Below are 17,455 nucleotides of genomic sequence, written 5' to 3' on the forward strand. Positions count from 1 at the left end.
TGGCCGATCCTCCCACAGGAGGGCCGGCCCGTAGCGCGCCGTAGGATGCCGTGAGCAGCTTGGGGCCACTGGGCGGATCAGGAGCAGAAGCACATCGTGAGCAGCGAGAACGCAGACGCCGGACGAGAGTCGGAAGAGTCGTTGGTGTGGGATGTCGTCGTGGTCGGCGCCGGACCGGCCGGCGCATCGGCGGCGTACGCGGCAGCCGTGGCGGGCCGGAGAGTCCTGCTGCTGGAGAAAGCGGAACTGCCGCGCTACAAGACCTGCGGCGGAGGAATCATCGGCTTCTCGCGGGACGCCCTGCCGCCGGGGTTCGAACTGCCCCTGAAGGACCGCATCCACGCGGTCACCTTCTCGCTCAACGGCAAGCTGTCGCGCACCCGCCGCTCCCGGCGCATGCTCTTCGGGCTCATCAACCGCCCGGAGTTCGACGCCGGGCTGGTCGAGGAGGCGCAGAAGGCCGGGGCCGAACTGCGCACCGGGGCATCGGTGGTGCGGGTCGAACAGCACGGTCCCGCCGTGCCCGACCGGCGAACGGTCGCCGTGGTGCTGGCCGGTGGTGAGACGGTGCTCGCGCGAGCGGTCGTCGGCGCGGACGGCAGCGCGGGCCGGATAGGAGCCCATGTCGGGGTGAAGCTCGACCAGGTCGACCTCGGCCTGGAGGCGGAGATTCCGGTTCCGGCCACCGTCGCGGAGGACTGGGCGGGACGGGTGCTCATCGACTGGGGCCCGATGCCGGGGAGTTACGGCTGGGTCTTCCCCAAGGGCGACACCCTCACCGTGGGCGTCATCTCGGCGCGCGGCGACGGCGCGGGCACCAAGCGGTATCTGGAGGACTTCATCGCCCGCCTCGGCCTCGCCGGGTTCGAGCCGGCGGTCTCCTCGGGACATCTCACCCGCTGCCGCAGCGACGACTCGCCGCTCTCCCGCGGCCGGGTCGTGGTCTGTGGCGACGCGGCCGGACTGCTGGAGCCGTGGACCCGCGAGGGCATCTCCTTCGCGCTGCGCTCGGGCCGGCTCGCGGGGGAGTGGGCGGTCAGGATCGCCGAGTCGCACGACGCGGTGGACGCCCGCCGCCAGGCCCTCAACTACGCCTTCGCCATCAAGGCCGGTCTCGGCGTGGAGATGAGCGTCGGCCGCCGCATGCTCAAGCTGTTCGAGCGCCGCCCGGGAGTGCTGCACGCGGTGCTGACCGGCTTCCGCCCGGCGTGGAAGGCGTTCGCCGGGATCACCCGGGGGACCACGTCGCTGGCCGAGCTGGTGCGTACCCACCCGCTGGCGCAGCGGGCGCTGCACGCGATGGACCGCTAGGGCGTGTCGTTACCGCGCCCCCGTCGCCCGCACGGGCCACGGGGGCGCGGTCATGCCTGAACGGTGATGCGGAAGACCGGGTGGTCCGGGCAGGCGGCCAGCAGCTCGGCGTCCGTGGACTTCGCCGTGATCCCCTGGAAGTACTGGTTGACCTCCCAGCCCCACCGCTCCAGATAGGCCCGGATGATCCGGGCCTTCTGCGCGTCGTCGGCGAGCTCCACGGCGGTGAAGCGGCTGACCTTGCGTCCCAGCCGCAGCTCCCCGCCGCCCGCCACGCGCATGTTGCGCACCCACTGCGAGTGGCCGCGCGCCGAGACCAGATACCGGTCGCCCTCGAAGGTGTGGGTGTTGACCGGGATGCGCTGCATCTGCCCGCTCTTGCGCCCGCGCACCGACAGCTCGGCGGAGCCCATCAGGCTGAAGCCGTGCCGGGCCAGCCAGCTGACGATCTTGTTGAAGCGGTTGGCGGAGGCGCTCGCCCGGAGGTAGTAGGGCTGCTGCGACATGATGACTCCCAGGCTATGGAGAGCGGTGCTCTCGCTTGAGATCAGTGTGCATGGAGGTGTCGGCTAAAGCAAGAGCACTGCTCTTGTTCATGGTCAGTGCTCCGTTCGCATGGCAGACTGATCGTATGAGCACCATCCGAGGGGCCAGGGAACGCGCCCGTATCGAAGTGACCGCAGCCATCAAGGACGAGGCCAGGAAGCAGCTCGCCGAGGAGGGCGCGGCGAAGCTCTCGCTACGGGCCGTCGCCCGGGAGCTGGGCATGGTCTCGTCCGCGCTCTACCGCTACTTCCCGAGCCGCGACGACCTGCTCACCGCGCTGATCGTCGACGCGTTCGACGCGATCGGCGCGGTCGCGGAGGCGGCGGCGGAGGAGCGGGCGGCGACGGTCGCGCCCACCCAGCGCTGGGTCGCCGCCGCCTGCGCCGTACGGGAATGGGCCCTCGCCCACCCCCATGAGTACGCCCTGATCCACGGTTCGCCCGTCCCCGGCTACATCGCCCCGATGGACACGGTGGGGCCCGCGTCCCGGGTCGGCCTGGTGCTCATCGGCATCGTCCGTGCCGCGGCCCGGGCCGGCGACCTCACCCTGCCGCCGCTCGCGGACGAGCTGCGCGCCGACGCGGAGCGGATGGCCGCCGATTTCGCCGAGGACGTCCCACCCGAGGCCGTGGCGGCTCTGGTCGCCGCCTGGGCGCAGCTGTTCGGCCTGATCTCCTTCGAGCTGTTCGGCCAGTTCAACCGGGTCGTCGAGGCGCGCGAGCCGCTGTTCCGGCAGGCCGCCGGTGAGCTGGCCCGCTCGGTGGGCCTGCGCGATGCCGGTACGGCCTGACGGCGGCGCACCGCCCTTCGCGGCGGCGTACTCCCCGCGGAGTACGGGTGCTCACCACGCACGGCGGACGCCTCCGTGCCCGCCCGCCGTCTAGCGTGGCCGCCATGGACGAACAGCAGCCGCCGCACCGGGACGGCGGTCACTCCTGCGGCTTCCCGGGCCGCCGGCCGCCCGGACGCCCGGGGTGGCGCGGCGGGCCCCCGTGGCTGTCCGCCGCGCGCTCGCGGACCGCCGCCGGGCTGCCCTGGGTGTCGACCACGCTGCTCCTGGTGTTCGTCATGGTCGGTACGGGCTTCGCCGAGCACGGACAGGACCGCCGGCCCCTGGACCTGACGGCCCGGCTGCTGCTGCTCGTCGCGGTCGGCGTGCTGCTCTTCCGGCACCGCCGCCCCGTCGTCGCCGTGGCCACCACCTGCGCGGCGACCCTGGGCTACCTCGCGGCGGGCTATCCGTACGGTCCGGTGCTCGTCGCCGTCGCCGTGGGCTGCTTCGGCGCGATCGTGACCGGCCACCGCAAAGCCGCCTGGTGGTCGTTGGGCGGGCTCTGGGCCGGGCAGGTCCTGGTCTCCCACTGGCTGTACCGGTGGCTGCCGCCTGGCGGTGACCGGGCCGAGTCCTGGACGCAGGAAGGCTTCATCGCCGCCTGGGTCGTGGCCGTCGCGGCCGCCGCCGAACTGCTGCGCCTCCGCCGTGAGCAGTGGGCCGCCGCCCGTGCGGAGCGCGAGGCCGCAGAGCGGCGACGGGCCGACGAGGAACGGCTGCGCATGGCCCGCGAACTCCACGACGTGCTGGCCCACTCCATCTCCGTCATCAACGTGCAGGCCGGGGTCGGACTCGCCCTGCTCGACTCCGACCCGGAACAGGCCCGGACCGCCCTCACCACGATCAAGGGGGCCAGCAAGGAGGCGCTCGACGAGGTGCGTCAGGTGCTCGCCAACCTCCGCACGCCCGGCGACGCCCCCACGTCCCCCGCCCCCGGCCTCGACCGGCTGCCGGAACTGGTCGAACAGGCGGCGGCCGCCGGACTCACCGTCACCGTGGAGAGCGAGGGCGACCCGGCCGCCGTCCCGCCCGGCGCCCATCTCGCCGCCTTCCGCATCGTCCAGGAGGCCCTGACCAACGTGGTCCGCCACTCCGGCTCCCGTACCGCGCTGGTGCACATCGCGTACGGCTCCGGGCAGGTCCGGCTCCGCATCGACGACGCGGGCCCCGCCACCGGCGACGACGCGGGCGGCGGCGGCAACGGACTCGTCGGGATGCGGGAGCGGGCCGCCGCCCTCGGTGGCACGATCGAGGCGGGCCCGCGTACCGACGGCGGCTTCCGGGTCCTGGCCGAACTGCCGTTCACCGCCCCGGACCGCGACCGACGCCGCCAGCACCCGCCGGAGCCCCCCGAGGAGACACCGTGATCCGCGTAACGCTCGCCGACGACCAGTTGCTGGTACGGGCGGGCTTCCGCGCCCTGCTGGACGCGCAGCCCGACATCGAGGTCGCCGGGGAGGCCGCCGACGGCGAGGAGGCCGTCCGCCTGGTGCGCGAACTGCGCCCCGACATCGTGCTGATGGACATCCGCATGCCCCGCCTGGACGGCCTGGCCGCCACCCGGCGGATCACCGGCGACCCGGAGCTGAACGAGGTGAAGGTGGTCATGCTCACCACCTTCGAACTCGACGAGTACGTCTTCGAGGCCCTCCGCAACGGAGCCTCGGGCTTCCTGGTCAAGGACACCGAGCCGGAGGAACTGCTGCGCGCGGTACGGGCCGTGGTCGGCGGGGACGCACTGCTCTCGCCGGGCGTGACGCGCCGGCTGATCGCGGAGTTCGCGGCCCGCTCCAAGGAACCGCAGGCCGCGGCCTCGCTCGTCCTGCTCACCGAACGCGAGCGGGAGGTGATGGCGCTGGTCGGCATCGGCCTGTCGAACGAGGAGATCGCCCGCAGACTGGTCGTCAGCCCGCTCACCGCCAAGACCCATGTCAGCCGCACGATGGTCAAGCTCGGAGCCCGTGACCGGGCCCAACTCGTCGTGCTCGCCTACGAATCGGGGCTGGTGCGCCCCGGCTGGCTCGGCTGAGCCGGGGCGGGGCGCCCGGTCCGGCGGGAGATCGTCAGACGACCGCGGAGTGGTCCGTCCAGAGCCGGGCCACCGAACGGTCGCCGCGCAGGGTGACGGCGGTGAGCGGCAGCCGGTTCCAGAGGGTGAGGAAGAGCCCCTCGGCCGTACCGCTCAGCTCGCAGTCGACGTGTACGGCGCTGTCGACACCGCCCGTGCCGCCCGTGCCGCCCGTGCCGCCCGCGCCGTCCGCGCCGTCCGTGCCGTCCGCGCCGTCCGTGCCATCCGCGCCCGCCGTGCGTACGGCCTGCGGCGGGTTCTCCGAGATCCGCACCGTCCAGGTCGCCGCCGTGTCCACGGCCCGTACCCGCAGGGTGCGGGGCCGGTCGGAGCGGACCCGGCTCTTGGGGCGGGCGTGGAAGCCGGTGAGGAGTTCGTCGATGGCGTCGGCCGCCCGGTCCGCCGACACCGGGGTCAGCGGGCCGCCGAGGGCCGATTCCGCGTCCACCCGGTGCACGGTCGTCTCGTTCAGCTGACGGCGGGACCAGAACGCCAGTGGTGAGGGGGCCGGCAGGAAGGTCCAGCAGTCCAGGTCGGCGGGCGCTTCCTCCAGGGACCGGACCAGATGACGGTGCCCCTCACGGAACCAGGCCAGGAGTTCGGCCCCGTCGAGGTCGGGCTCGCCGCCGTCGGAGTGGTAGGAGGTGTGTCCCTCGGTGACGAACGCCGCCGCCCACCGGTGCACCGTGCCGGTGTGCCGCAGCAGATGGCGTATCTGCCAGCCGGGGCAGGTCGGGACGGAGGCGCCGGGGCCCGCCTGCTCGGCGGCCGCCGCGAGCAGCCGCCCTTCCTCGGACAACGACGCGATGTGCTCGGTGATCTGCATGGCGGCGATTGTGCCAGGGCCCTGTTCGGCCCTCAGACGCCCTGCGGGTGCGCGGATCCGGCCGAACCGGCCCGGCGCACCAGGCGGACGAACCAGCCCAGGGCCAGGGACTGGACGAGGACCGAGACCACCAGGCCGAGCACCAGGAACCACGCGGGCCCGCCGGCCTCGGCGCCCGCCAGGGAGCCGCCGAAGAAGAACAGGAAGATGGTCGGGGCCGCGAGGAGGAACAGCCAGACGCCGGAGAACGAGGCGTCCTCGTGGGCGACGAACAGGGTGTCCACGGCGACGAACAGCGTCGCCGCGAGCACCAGCCCGAGGTAGATCAGGGAAGCGGGGTTGCGGAAGGTCAGGCGGACCAGGGTGTTCAGGTGCGGGTGGTCGGTCAGCCGCTTCATGAGGTGCTCCCTTGCTCGGTCGGGCTTCCATCGTGCGCCGGGGGAGCGGGTCCTGCCTGAGTACCGCTACTCAATCGACCATGTGTGCTGGTGATCAGGTGTGCGGGTCCGTCGTCGCGTTGCGGGCCGTGTAGCCCAGGGCGGCCGCCGCCGCGGCCAGCAGGGCGACCGTGGTCAGGGCCAGCGGCAGCGAGAACCAGTCGGCGAGGAAGCCGATCGCGGGCGGGCCGAGCAGCATCCCGCCGTAGCCGAGCGTCGAGGCGGCCGCGACTCCGCTCGGTCCCGCCAGTTCGCCGGCCCGGCCGACGGCGACCGGGAAGATGTTGGCGAGCCCGAGGCCGGTGACGGCGAACCCGGCCAGCGCCAGCCAGGTGGTCGGGGCCAGCGAGCCCAGCAGCATCCCGGCCGCGGCCGTCGCCCCGCCGAGGACGAGGGTGCGGGTCTGGCCGAGCCGCTCCAGGAGCAGGGTCCCGGTCAGCCGGCCAGCCGTCATCGTCAGGGCGAACAGCGCGTATCCGGCGGCGGCGAGCCCGGGGTGCGCGCCCAGGTCCTGTTCCAGGTGCAGGGCGCCCCAGTCGGCGAGAGCCCCTTCCCCGTACGCCGTGCACAGGGCGATCACGCCGAAGAGCACCACGATCCGGCGGGCCCGGGGCGAGAGCCGCTGCTTTGGCTGCCGCGGGTCGAGAGCCTCCGGGGCCGTGGGAGCCGGGCGGTGGCGCAGCAGGGAGGGTCCGGCGAAGGCGGTCACCAGCAGGCCGATCCCGGCCAGCAGGAAGAGGTGGGTGGAGGCGGAGAGGCTGCCCGCGACCAGGCCGCCGAGTCCGGCTCCGACCATCCCGCCCAGGCTGAACGCCGCGTGGAAGCTGGGCATCACGGGCCGGCGCAGTTCGGCGACCAGATCGACGGCGGCGCTGTTCATCGCCACGTTCATCCCGCCGTACGCCGCTCCGAAGACCAGCAGCACGAGGCCGAGGGAGAGTGCCGAGTGGGTCTGGGCGGGCAACGCGATGCTCAGGGGGAGCAGGACGCCGCAGACCACGGTGACGGCATGGCTGCCGTAGCGGCGGCAGAGCCGGCCGGTGAGCATCATGGTGATCACCGCACCGGCGGAGACGCCGAGCAGGGCGAGGCCGAGGGTGGAGGCGGAGGCTCCGGTCTGCTGCTTGATGGCCGGGATACGGACCACCCAGCCGGCGAAGAGGAACCCGTCGAGGGCGAAGAACACGGTCAGCGCGGTACGGAGGCGGGCCGACGCGGGTGGGGCGGTGTCTCCGCCAGGTCCCCCGGGTAGGGCCGTCCGCAGTTTGTTTAGTTGCGGCACAAACTCAGCATAGAGGCGCTCCGGCGACGGGCGCAACACCGCCGCACATCGCTCGTTCCGGGAGCGCCGCCGTGGCGGGAACGGGATCCCCGGACCGCCCCTGGGCGTTCGGAACGCCTCCGGATCATGGGAGACTCGCCCCCATGAACGGCAAGGCGACCACCACCCGGACGAAGTTGGAGAGGGGCCGCAGCGCGCTCGGGCCCGCACTGGAACTGGTCCACACCGGACGCGCCCCCACCCGGGCCGTCCTCACCTCCGAACTCGGCGTCACCCGCGCCACCGCCGGGGCGGTCGCCGCGGAACTGGAGGCGCTCGGGCTGATCCGGGTCGACTCCAGCCCCGGGTCGGCGGCCGGATCCCAGGGCCGCCCCTCGCACCGGCTGTCCGTTCTGGAGACCGGCCCCGTCGTCCTCGCCGCCCAGGTGCACGCCGACGGCTTCCGGGCCGCGCTCGTCGGGCTCGGCGGCCGGATCGTCGCCACCTCGCCGGGCTGCGTCGCGGTGATGGCCGACCCCGCGCAGGTGCTCGGCGAGGTCGTGGAGGCGGGGGCCGAACTGCTCCGCGCGAGCGGGCTGCGCTGCGTCGGGGCCGGGCTCGCCGTGCCGTCGGCGGTCGCCGAGCCGGAGGGGACCGCCCTCAACCCGCTGCACATCGCTTGGCCCGCGGGCTCCCCGGTCCGGGACATCTTCGCCGCCTGTGTGCGCCGAGCGGGCATCACCGGGCCCGCGTTCACCGGCAACGACGTCAACCTCACCGCGCTGGCCGAGCACCGGCACGGCGCGGGCCGCGGCGCCCAGCACCTGCTGTGCGTGGCCACCGGCCACCGGGGCGTGGGCGGGGCCCTCGTGCTCGACGGCCGCCTGCACAGCGGGAGTTCGGGCCTCGCGCTGGAGGTGGGCCATCTCACCGTGAACCCCGAGGGGCGGCCCTGCCACTGCGGCGGGCGCGGCTGCCTCGACGTGGAGACCGACCCGCTGGCCTTCCTCACCACCGCTCGCCGCGAACCGGGCCCCGAGGAGTCCCTCCTCAAGCAGGCCGGGAACCTGCTCCGAGCGGAGTACGACGACCCCGCGGTGCGGCACGCCGCCGAGGCGCTGATCGACCGCCTGGGCCTGGGGCTCGCCGGGCTGGTCAACATCCTCAACCCCGACCGCATCATCCTCGGCGGCCTCCACCGCGACCTGCTGGAGGCGGACCCCGAGCGGCTGCGCGCCGTCGTCGCCGACCGGAGCCTGTGGGGGCGCAGCGGCAGCGTGCCGATCCTGCCGTGCACCCTGGCCCACAACAGCCTGGTCGGAGCCGCCGAACTGGCCTGGCAGCCGGTCCTCGACGACCCCCTCGCCGCCCTGGCCTGAGGCCCTTGCGGTCCCGCCGGGGGCCGGCTGCCGGAGGAGAGGCGCGGGCCCCGGCTGCTCCCGCCGGAGTACGCGAACGGCCGCCAGGCGGACGACGCCCCGGAGCACCTTCCCCGGGCAGGCTCGAAAGCGACCGGAACGGCACCACGCCATCCGTGAACGAGGGAGCTGACCGAGATGAACACCCTGGCGCACTCCGGCGGACCCGGCCCCTGGGTCCTGCTCTTCCCGCTCTTCTGGGCGGCGGTCGTCATCGGGATCGTCACCCTGCTGCGCCGCACCGTGTGGCGTGGCCGGCGAGGCCCGTGGGGGGCCGCCCGCACCCCGCAGGGCGCCCCCGGCGCCTCGTCGCCGATCGCGCTGCTCGGCCGTCGATTCGCCGCGGGCGAGATCGACGAGGACGAGTACTGGCGCCGACTGTCGGTACTGGACGAACAGTTCGGCCGGGCCGCGGGTGGCGGCACGGCGTGACCCCTGCCCGCCCGGTCAGCCGACGACGGCCGACCGGGCGGGCAGCGACGCGAGGTCGTCGGGGGCGATGGTCACGGATCCGAACGGACCGTCGGTCATCGACCCGTAGACCGCGAGCGGTGGCAGGGTCGAGGTGCCGGTGACCGCCGGCAGGGTGAACCAGACGGCCTTCCCGGCCGAGCCGATCGGCCGCACGCCCCAGCTCTCACTGACGGCGGCGATCAGCGCCAGGCCCCGGCCCGACGTGGCGAACGTGTCCGCCTCGTTCACGGTCGGCAGGCGCGGATCGTGGTCGTGGACGGAGACCGTCAGACGGTCGAGCAGCAGCTCGATGTCGACGGTGCATGACTTGTCCGGCTGTGCGTGCCGGTGCACGTTGGTGAGAAGCTCGGTGACACCCAGGGCCGCCTGGTCGATCAGAGGATCGAGATGCCAGTAGCGCAGTTGCGCCGAAATGATTCTGCGGACCTGACCGATCCGCGACGGCAGGGCCTGGAGCTCCACCGTGCAGTGCCTGCTTGGCTCGCTGATCACGGCTGCGACTCCCCGAAATAGGTCCGGAAGAAGAGAAACGAACGGAGCCGGCGGACGACTTTGCTGCCGAATCCGCTCTGCTCTTGTCGTGTCTGCTCGTGTCGCGCGACCCGGTCCGTGGAGCGGATCGCTCTGTCACCGATACTGCACCTTCAGTGACGTGGATCCAGCGTGGCTCAGGGGATTCGGCTCCGCAACTCGCGGCGGAGCCCGGCGGCCCGGGAACCGGCCCGCCGTGTCCGTGCCGGCAGTCAGTCCCGGCGGCCGCGCGCGCTGCGCAGCGTGTCCAGGAAACGCCGCAGCGGAGCCGCTCCGTCGCGTCTGCGGTTGCGCTGCCCCATCGTCAACCGGTAGCGCACCCCGTTCACCCGGGCGATGACGGAATCCGCCGCGATGAACCACCACTTGCGGGCGCTGACCGTGCCCACCGGGGCGCTGTCGATCTCCCGCCCGTTGCTCGTGAGCAGGGACAGCCGGCCGTCCTTCACCACCACCTGACCAGCCCTGGTCAGCGATCTGGTGAACCGTTCGATCCTGACCCCCGACGCACTGAACTCGACGTCCGCCATCGCGGATTCGCCCCCCTTCGTCACTGCTCCTGCTGTGCAGTGTGCCCGGACGCGGGCCGTACCGCCAGAGGGCCCGGAAGCCCGCCGCGCGGCCGCCCGCACCGCCCGTCACAGCCGCCCCGCAGGCGGCGGTCAAAGGCAGCGCTATGGACCATCAAAGTGACCGTTTGTGCAGGTGGGGTGCCTATCGTGGAGGGGCGAGCATCGGACCGACGACCAACAGGAGCAGGCCCATGGAGACCAGTGAACACACGGCCGGGGGCGGGGCCAGGGCGACCGTGGACGTCGACCGCAGCGACCCGGACTACCGGGCCTGGCTGAAGGAGGCCGTCCGCAAGGTCCAGGCCGACGCCAACCGTTCCGCCGACACCCATCTGCTGCGCTTCCCGCTGCCCGAGGCGTGGGGCATCGACCTGTACCTGAAGGACGAGTCGACGCACCCCACCGGCAGCCTCAAGCACCGCCTGGCCCGCTCGCTCTTCCTGTACGGCCTCTGCAACGGCTGGATCCGGCCCGGCAAGCCCGTCATCGAGGCGTCCAGCGGGTCGACCGCCGTGTCGGAGGCGTACTTCGCCAAGCTGATCGGCGTCCCGTTCATCGCCGTGATGCCGCGCACCACCAGCCCGGAGAAGTGCCGCCTCATCGAATTCCACGGCGGGCAGTGCCACTTCGTCGAGGACTCGCGCACCATGTACGAACAGTCCGCCGCCCTCGCCGCCGAGACCGGCGGGCACTACATGGACCAGTTCACCTACGCGGAGCGCGCCACCGACTGGCGCGGCAACAACAACATCGCGGAGTCGATCTACCAGCAGCTGCGCCTGGAGCGCTATCCGGAACCCGCCTGGATCGTCGCCACCGCCGGGACCGGCGGTACCTCGGCGACCATCGCCCGCTACGTCCACTACCTCCAGCACGACACCCGCATCTGCGTGCCCGACCCGGAGAACTCCTGCTTCTTCGACGGCTGGACCCACCACGACCCGCTCGCCACCAGCGACCGCGGCTCACGCATCGAGGGTATCGGCCGCCCGCGCATGGAGCCCAGCTTCGTGCCCGGCGCCATCGACCGGATGATGAAGGTGCCCGACGCCGCCAGCGTCGCCGCCGTCCGGGCCCTGGAGCGCGCCATCGGCCGCAAGGCGGGCGGCTCCACGGGCACCGGCCTGTGGAGCGCGTTCAAGCTGATCGCCGAGATGGTGGAGCGGGGCGAGCAGGGCAGCGTCGTCACGCTGCTCTGCGACCCGGGCGACCGCTACCTGGACAAGTACTACTCCGACTCCTGGCTGGAGGAGCAGGGCCTGGACATCGCCCCGTACACCGCCGCCATCGACGACTTCCTCGCCACCGGCACCTGGCCCTGCTGACGACACGCCCTAGGGTGCCGGGGCCGCCAGCCGTGCGTCGAGGCGGCGCATCGCGTCGCGGAAGGACCGGCCCAGGCCCGCCCGGGCCAGGCTCAGGACGAAGCGGAACGGGCCCGTCCCGTCGGCGGCGAAGGTCCATCGCACCCGGGTCCCGGATCCCTCGGGGGTGAGCCGCCACTCCTCCAGCAGGGCCCGCAGACCGGGAGCGTTGGACTCGTCGACCCGGTAGGCGTAACACGTGCCCGGCTCGGCGGCGACGATCGTCTCCCGGAAGTGGACCCCGCCCCGGAGCCGCACCTCACGGCCCGCGCCCCCCTCGGTGGGCGTGGCCCGGGTGACGGCGGTGAACCAGGACGGCCAGGACGCGACGTCATCGGCGAGCGCGCGGTACACCACGTCCGGCGGCGCGGACACCTCGGCGGCGAACACCAGCCGCATCGGCGCGGAGTCGACGAACTCCCCTCCCACGGTACGGAGTCGGTGTGCCATCGCGTGCACCTCCCGGCGGTCTGCGGTGTGTGGGGCGCACGCCCTGGGGCGCGCCCGGCGGATCCTAGCGGCCGGAGCGTCAGTTGTCTGTACCACTGTCGGCCAGCGCCTCGCGCCCGCTGCCGATCGCCGGTGCGCGCCGCTTCTCCTCCGCCGCTGCCGCCTTGGCGATATTGCGCGCCATCCCGCCGAACACCACCGAGTGGAAGGGCCACACGCTCCACCAGTAGGCGTGGCCGAACAGCCCCCGCGGATGGAACAGGGCGCGTTGCCCGTACACCGTCCGCCCCCGCTCGTCGCGGCGTACCGACAGCTCCAGCCACGCCAGGCCCGGCACCCGCATCTCGGCCCGCAGCCGCAGCAGCTCGCCCGGCACGATCTCCTCCACCCGCCAGAAGTCCAGCGAGTCGCCCACCCGCAGATGCTGGGCGTCCCGCCGGCCGCGCCGCAGGCCCACCCCGCCGACGAGCCGGTCGAGCCAGCCGCGTACCGCCCAGGCCAGCGGGAAGGAGTACCAGCCGTTCTCCCCGCCGATGCCCTCGATCACCCGCCACAGCGCCTGTGGCCCGACCGGCACGGCCATCTCCCGGTCGTCGCGGTAGAGACTGCCGCCCGCCCAGTCGGGGTCGGTGGGCAGCGGGTCGCTCGGTGCTCCGGGCACCGAGGCATTGGACCAGCGGGTATCGACCCGCGCCTCCTGGATCCGCTTCAGGGCCAGCCGCAGCGCCCGGTCGAAGCCGATGGTCCCGTCCGGCGGATCGGGGACGTACTTCTTGATGTCGTGCTCCCGGCAGACCACCTCGTGGCGCAGCGACTCCGTGAGCGGCCGGGCGATGGAGCTGGGCACCGGCGTGACCAGCCCGACCCAGCGGCTGGAGAGCGTCGGGGTGAGCACCGGCACCGGCAGGATCACACGCGGCCGCAGCCCCGCCACCGCCGCGTAGCGCTGCATCATGTCCCGGTACGTCATGACGTCCGGCCCCCCGATGTCGAAGGCCCGGTTCACCCCGGCCGGCATCGCCGCGCACCCCACCAGATAGCGGATCACGTCCCTTACGGCCACCGGCTGGATCCGGGTCCGCACCCAGCTCGGGGTGACCATCAGCGGCAGCCGCTCCGTGAGGTACCGCAGCATCTCGAACGAGGCGGACCCCGAGCCGATGACGATCGCCGCACGCAGCACCGCCGTCGGCACCCCGGAGTCCAGCAGGAGGTGCCCCACCTCGGCCCGCGAACGCAGATGGGGCGACAGGTCGTTCTCCGGCACCCCCGCCGGGGTCAGCCCGCCCAGATACACGATCCGGCGCACCCCCGCCGCCCGCGCCTGCTCCCCGAAGGCCCGGGCCGCCTCGCGGTCGGTCCTCTCGAAGTCCGAGCCGGTGCCGAGCGCGTGCACCAGGTAGTACGCCACGTCGACGTCCCGCATCGCCTCCGCCAGGGAGCCGGCGTCGGTGACGTCGCCGCGCACGACCTCCACCTGGTCCGCCCACGGGTAGTCGCGCAGCTTCTGCGGCGTTCTCGCCAGGGCGCGCACCCGGTACCCGGAATCGAGCAGGGCGGGCACCAGCCGGCCGCCGATGTAACCGGTCGCCCCGGTCACCAGGCAGCGCGGCGGGGAGCCGTCGGGTCGTCGGGTGCTGTCGCCGGGGCCGTCCTCAAGATCTGTCACCTGTCCGAGTGTGACACCGGACGGCTCCCGGGACCGGTCGAGGACTCCGTACGGAGGCATCGGCTGTGATGGCGCGGTGCCCTCCGGGCCGGTATCGGCTCCGCGCACGAGGCTCTCAACGCACCGCCGGGAGCGTCCCGCCCTCGCGCAGCGACGCCGTCAGCTCCACGTCGGCGTCACGAGGCGCCCGCACCGCGAACGTCGGTCCGCCCGCCGCACCCCGCACCGCCCCGCTCGCCTCGATCCGGGTCACCGCCCGGCTGCCCGCGGCCAGGACGTACCACCGGCCGGAGGCGGCCTTCCAGTGGGTGCCCGCCAGGACGTGCTGCCCGAACCTGCTGCACAGGGCCGTGTCGTCGCGGTCGGCGACCACCGCGGCCGGATCCGTGGGCGAGGCGGCGGGCCCGAGGAACTGCACCAGGACCCGGCCCGGGCCCCGCCAGGTGTCGGCCCGGGTGCACAGCCAGCCGGCCGACGCCCCGCCCTCCGGCAGCTTCTGCTCGGCGAAGGCCCAGTTGTTGACCGCCCGCACGCCGGAGCCGGACAGGGTCCGCAGGGAGCACGCCGTACGCGCCCAGGCGAGCAGCGCTTCGGTGCCCGTCGCCTCGCGGGGCTGCCGGGCCGGCGCGCCCCGGCCGGGCTTCGGGGTGTACGTCAGATGAGCGGGGGCCAGATCGCCCAGATCCGTCACCAGGAACGCGTGCTTCTCCACGATCCGCTCGGAGGACCGCAACTGGAGCACCGGCCAGGCGTCGCACGCGCCGCCCGCCGCGGGCCGGGGCACCGAGGCGGTGACCCCGTCCGGGCCCACCTCCAAGGGCCGCCCGGGCGTGTTCGGCGCCAGCAGGTCGCGGGTGGTGGACTCGGCGATCCACGGGGCGAGCAGGAAGCGCGCGCTGTCGCCCGTACGGCTGACGACGACGGCCGCGCCCGTCGTCACGTCCGCGTCGTCGGTCCGGGCGAAGTCGAGCGCGGCCCCGCCGGACCCGGACAGCGGCTCCGCGTACCGCACGATGCGGACCCCGCCGTCGTGGAACAGCACCACCGCCGCCCCGTCCACCTCACCGGCGAACAGCAGCCGGGGCGGCTGCGCGGCCGGCACCGTGACGGTGCCCGGCGTGGTGGAGACCCTGACCGTGCCCGGCGTGGTGGACCAGGCCCGCAGCGCCCGGCCCAGCAGCTCGTCGTCGCCCGTCCGCCCGCCCCGGGCCGGCCAGGCGGTGAAGTCGACGCGTGAGGTGTCCGCCCACCGCTCCGCCGCCGTCCGCATCAGCTCCGCCGGATCGAGCACCGGGGCGAACGCGCCCACCGGGCCCCGGTCCTCGCCCGCGCCCCGCGTCCCCTCCTGGACGGCGACCGCCAGGCCCCCCGCCACCACGCACAGCGTCGCGGCGACCGCGACCGCCCGCACCCGGTGCCTGCGCCGCAGCAGATCACTCGGCCGGGTCTGGACCGTGCACGGGTCGAACTCGCCGGACCTGAGCATCGCCTGCGCCCCGGCCCGGTCCGGCTTCCCCAGCCGGGCCGCCCGCCGCACCGCACCCGCCGGATCAGCCACCGCGGCATCGGCCAGCAGCTCCCGGGCCCCGGAATCGCCGAGCCCCTCCAGCAACTGGAGCGCGAACGCCGCCCGGACCGCCCCGTCCACCGTGGACAGGGCCCGGTCCAGGGCCAGTTCGTCGACGCCCCCCGCCCGGGGGAAGAGCCGCAGCCCCCACACCACCGGCACGGCCGGACGCAGCGCGGCCGGCGCCGGGAGCCGCCCGGGCCACCAGCGGGGCCGCCGCTCGTGGGCCAGCGCCGCCCGCAGCACCCTCAGCCGCACCCACCCGTACGCCGCGCCCGCGGGACCGGTGTCGGCCGCGACGCCCTCCGGTGCGGGCGCCGTGCCTGCCGGTGCGCCGGAACGGCGGGACTGGGCGGGAACGCGCGGGCTCGGCGCGCCGCTCCCGGACGTGGGCAGGGCCCGCTGGACGACGGCGTGGGCGGCCAGGACCCGGCGGTGCCGGCCGAGCGCGGGCGGCAGGACGACATAGGCGAGCCGCACCAGACGCGGGTAGTGCTCCACGAGGGCGGCCTCGGCCTGCCGCACGCCCGTGCGGTCGCTGCGGTCGGTGCGGACGTCGGTGCGCTGCTGCGGTTGATGGATCGGCATGAAATGGGTGCCTTCCGTGGCCGTGGCGGGGATGTCATACCGACAAACGAGTCAATCGTGTGACGGTCACATCACCCGTACGCGGAGCACGTGGCCCTAGCCGCGCGGGCCGCCCGCGCTCGTCACCCGTGCGCGTCGCCGGGGGAGGCCAGCAGGGCGTCCAGGACCCTGCCGAACATCCGCCGCCCGGCGGAGGCGAGCACCGGGTCACCGAACCGGGGAACCAGCCGCACCCGCAGCTCCTCGACCCAGACCACGTGGGAACCGGAATCCGTGGGCAGCACGTCGATCGAGGCCCGGCCCAGCACCACGCCGCCCCGCTTCTCCAGCCTGCAGACCCCGGCCCGGCCCCCGGCGGGCGGTGTCCACCGCACCACCTCCATCGGATCGTCGAACGCCAGCGGCCCCAGTCCCGTACGGGCCACGAAGACCGTGCCGAGCTGCGAGGGAAGCCCGGTCGGGACCGAGATCGCGGTCAACGGCACCTGCGCGGCGTGCCGTTCCCAGTCGGTCACCCGGCGCCAGGCCTCGGCTGCGGGGAGAGGGGAGAAACGCTCGATCCGGAAGACGGCCACAGCACGATTCTATGGGGTGTCACGCATACGGCGAGCCGAGCGGAACCCGTGTCAGGCCTCGGTGGCGGGCGGAGCGTCGGGAGCCTCGGCGGGAGCGTCGCCCGCCACCAGCAGTCCCGGCAGGTGCTCCTCGATCTCCGCGCGCAGCTCCGGCGCCAGGCCCGCGTCCGTGACGAACGTGTCGACCTCCTCCAGCGCGGCGAAGGAACTCAGGCCCACCGTGCCCCACTTGGTGTGGTCGGCCACGACCACGATCCGGCGCGCCGCCCGGACGAAACGGCGGTTGGTCTCCGCCTCCGCGAGGTTCGGCGTCGAAAGGCCGGCCTCGGCCGAGATCCCGTGTACGCCGAGGAACAGCACATCGAAGTGGAGGGAGCCGATGGCCCGGTCCGCGACCGGTCCGACCAGCGAGTCCGAGGGAGTGCGCACCCCGCCCGTCAGCACCACCGTCGCCGCCCCCGGCCGCGCGCCGCGCCCCCCGGCCGGGCGCTGCGCGTCGTGGAACACGTCGGCCACCCGCACCGAGTTGGTCACCACCGTCAGATCCGGCACGTCCAGCAGATGCCTGGCCAGCGCGAAGGTCGTCGTCCCGCCCGAGAGCGCGATGGCGCTGCCGGGCACCGCGAGCGCCGCCGCCGCCCGCGCGATGTCCTCCTTGGCGCTCAGCTCCAGCGCCGACTTCGCCTCGAACCCGGGCTCGTGCGTACTCGCCTCGATGACCGGGACCGCACCGCCGTGGACCTTCTCGATGACGCCCTGGCGGGCCAGCGCGTCCAGGTCCCGGCGGATCGTCATGTCGGAGACGTTCAGCTTGCGCGTCAGCTCGTTGACCCGGACCCCGCCCCGCCTGCGCACCTCGTCGAGGATCAGCGCACGGCGCTGCTCCGCGAGCAGGTTCTGGTTCTCGCTCAACGCCGGGTCCGTTCCTTCCCTCTGCCGTACGGTCCGCAGCCGTCTGCGCGACAC

At 73.8% G+C, this 17,455-nt stretch carries 18 protein-coding genes; 7 read left to right on the forward strand and 11 right to left on the reverse strand.

What is annotated here, in order from left to right:
• Nucleotides 1-96: 96 nt before the first annotated feature.
• Nucleotides 97-1,311, forward strand: a complete 1,215-nt coding sequence (locus ACFWRV_RS20935; RefSeq protein WP_384336659.1) for a geranylgeranyl reductase family protein — start codon at nucleotides 97-99, stop codon at nucleotides 1,309-1,311.
• A 50-nt stretch (nucleotides 1,312-1,361) separates the two neighbouring features.
• Here the strand turns inward: ACFWRV_RS20935 and ACFWRV_RS20940 are convergent, their stop codons facing one another.
• Nucleotides 1,362-1,817: a nitroreductase family deazaflavin-dependent oxidoreductase gene (locus tag ACFWRV_RS20940; RefSeq protein ID WP_384336661.1), complete on the reverse strand. Its 456-nt coding sequence runs from the start codon at nucleotides 1,815-1,817 to the stop codon at nucleotides 1,362-1,364.
• Nucleotides 1,818-1,942: 125 nt separating this feature from the next.
• Between ACFWRV_RS20940 and ACFWRV_RS20945 the strand changes: the two genes are divergently transcribed.
• The 3 genes from ACFWRV_RS20945 (at nucleotide 1,943) to ACFWRV_RS20955 (ending at nucleotide 4,718) form a co-directional block, all read left to right on the forward strand.
• Nucleotides 1,943-2,647 (forward strand): TetR/AcrR family transcriptional regulator, encoded by a 705-nt coding sequence (locus ACFWRV_RS20945; RefSeq protein WP_384336663.1) that lies wholly within the window; start codon nucleotides 1,943-1,945, stop codon nucleotides 2,645-2,647.
• Between the two features lie 104 nt (nucleotides 2,648-2,751).
• The gene (locus ACFWRV_RS20950) at nucleotides 2,752-4,056 is read left to right on the forward strand and encodes a sensor histidine kinase (protein ID WP_384336665.1); all 1,305 of its coding nucleotides are present in this window, start codon (nucleotides 2,752-2,754) and stop codon (nucleotides 4,054-4,056) included.
• Entirely contained in the window at nucleotides 4,053-4,718 is a 666-nt protein-coding gene (locus ACFWRV_RS20955; protein WP_384336667.1) for a response regulator, read from the forward strand. Before ACFWRV_RS20950 ends, ACFWRV_RS20955 begins: the two co-directional genes overlap by 4 nt.
• 34 nt (nucleotides 4,719-4,752) lie before the next feature.
• On the opposite strand, the gene ACFWRV_RS20960 is transcribed toward ACFWRV_RS20955, so the two are convergent.
• From ACFWRV_RS20960 to ACFWRV_RS20970, 3 genes are all read right to left on the reverse strand, one after another.
• Nucleotides 4,753-5,583 carry a maleylpyruvate isomerase family mycothiol-dependent enzyme gene (locus ACFWRV_RS20960; RefSeq protein WP_384336669.1) on the reverse strand — a complete coding sequence of 277 codons (831 nt, stop codon included), beginning with the start codon at nucleotides 5,581-5,583 and terminating at the stop codon, nucleotides 4,753-4,755.
• 32 nt (nucleotides 5,584-5,615) lie between these two features.
• Nucleotides 5,616-5,981 carry an SCO4225 family membrane protein gene (locus tag ACFWRV_RS20965; protein WP_384336671.1) on the reverse strand — a complete coding sequence of 122 codons (366 nt, stop codon included), beginning with the start codon at nucleotides 5,979-5,981 and terminating at the stop codon, nucleotides 5,616-5,618.
• A gap of 94 nt (nucleotides 5,982-6,075) precedes the next feature.
• On the reverse strand, nucleotides 6,076-7,206 hold the full coding sequence (locus tag ACFWRV_RS20970; protein WP_384336673.1) for an MFS transporter: 1,131 nt from the start codon (nucleotides 7,204-7,206) through the stop codon (nucleotides 6,076-6,078).
• 239 nt (nucleotides 7,207-7,445) lie between these two features.
• Between ACFWRV_RS20970 and ACFWRV_RS20975 the strand changes: the two genes are divergently transcribed.
• Together ACFWRV_RS20975 and ACFWRV_RS20980 are read left to right on the forward strand one after the other, a co-directional pair.
• Entirely contained in the window at nucleotides 7,446-8,660 is a 1,215-nt protein-coding gene (locus ACFWRV_RS20975; protein ID WP_384336675.1) for an ROK family protein, read from the forward strand.
• Between the two features lie 177 nt (nucleotides 8,661-8,837).
• The gene (locus tag ACFWRV_RS20980) at nucleotides 8,838-9,131 is read left to right on the forward strand and encodes an SHOCT domain-containing protein (protein WP_384336677.1); all 294 of its coding nucleotides are present in this window, start codon (nucleotides 8,838-8,840) and stop codon (nucleotides 9,129-9,131) included.
• A gap of 15 nt (nucleotides 9,132-9,146) precedes the next feature.
• On the opposite strand, the gene ACFWRV_RS20985 is transcribed toward ACFWRV_RS20980, so the two are convergent.
• Together ACFWRV_RS20985 and ACFWRV_RS20990 are read right to left on the reverse strand one after the other, a co-directional pair.
• Entirely contained in the window at nucleotides 9,147-9,665 is a 519-nt protein-coding gene (locus ACFWRV_RS20985; protein ID WP_384336679.1) for an ATP-binding protein, read from the reverse strand.
• A 251-nt stretch (nucleotides 9,666-9,916) separates the two neighbouring features.
• Complete coding sequence (locus ACFWRV_RS20990) at nucleotides 9,917-10,234, reverse strand: hypothetical protein (RefSeq protein ID WP_384336787.1); 318 nt, start codon at nucleotides 10,232-10,234, stop codon at nucleotides 9,917-9,919.
• 233 nt (nucleotides 10,235-10,467) lie between these two features.
• Between ACFWRV_RS20990 and ACFWRV_RS20995 the strand changes: the two genes are divergently transcribed.
• Nucleotides 10,468-11,601, forward strand: a complete 1,134-nt coding sequence (locus tag ACFWRV_RS20995) for a PLP-dependent cysteine synthase family protein (protein WP_384336681.1) — start codon at nucleotides 10,468-10,470, stop codon at nucleotides 11,599-11,601.
• 9 nt (nucleotides 11,602-11,610) lie between these two features.
• On the opposite strand, the gene ACFWRV_RS21000 is transcribed toward ACFWRV_RS20995, so the two are convergent.
• From ACFWRV_RS21000 to ACFWRV_RS21020, 5 genes are all read right to left on the reverse strand, one after another.
• Entirely contained in the window at nucleotides 11,611-12,090 is a 480-nt protein-coding gene (locus ACFWRV_RS21000) for an SRPBCC family protein (protein ID WP_384336683.1), read from the reverse strand.
• Between the two features lie 79 nt (nucleotides 12,091-12,169).
• Nucleotides 12,170-13,759 carry an SDR family oxidoreductase gene (locus ACFWRV_RS21005; protein WP_384336685.1) on the reverse strand — a complete coding sequence of 530 codons (1,590 nt, stop codon included), beginning with the start codon at nucleotides 13,757-13,759 and terminating at the stop codon, nucleotides 12,170-12,172.
• Nucleotides 13,760-13,874: 115 nt separating this feature from the next.
• Entirely contained in the window at nucleotides 13,875-15,914 is a 2,040-nt protein-coding gene (locus ACFWRV_RS21010) for a hypothetical protein (RefSeq protein WP_384336687.1), read from the reverse strand.
• A 122-nt stretch (nucleotides 15,915-16,036) separates the two neighbouring features.
• Entirely contained in the window at nucleotides 16,037-16,489 is a 453-nt protein-coding gene (locus tag ACFWRV_RS21015) for an SRPBCC family protein (RefSeq protein WP_384336689.1), read from the reverse strand.
• 51 nt (nucleotides 16,490-16,540) lie between these two features.
• Entirely contained in the window at nucleotides 16,541-17,401 is an 861-nt protein-coding gene (locus ACFWRV_RS21020) for a DeoR/GlpR family DNA-binding transcription regulator (protein ID WP_384336691.1), read from the reverse strand.
• Nucleotides 17,402-17,455 lie beyond the last annotated feature (54 nt).

The organism is Streptomyces sp. NPDC058576, from assembly GCF_042718715.1.
Taxonomy (GTDB): Bacteria; Actinomycetota; Actinomycetes; order Streptomycetales; family Streptomycetaceae; genus Streptomyces.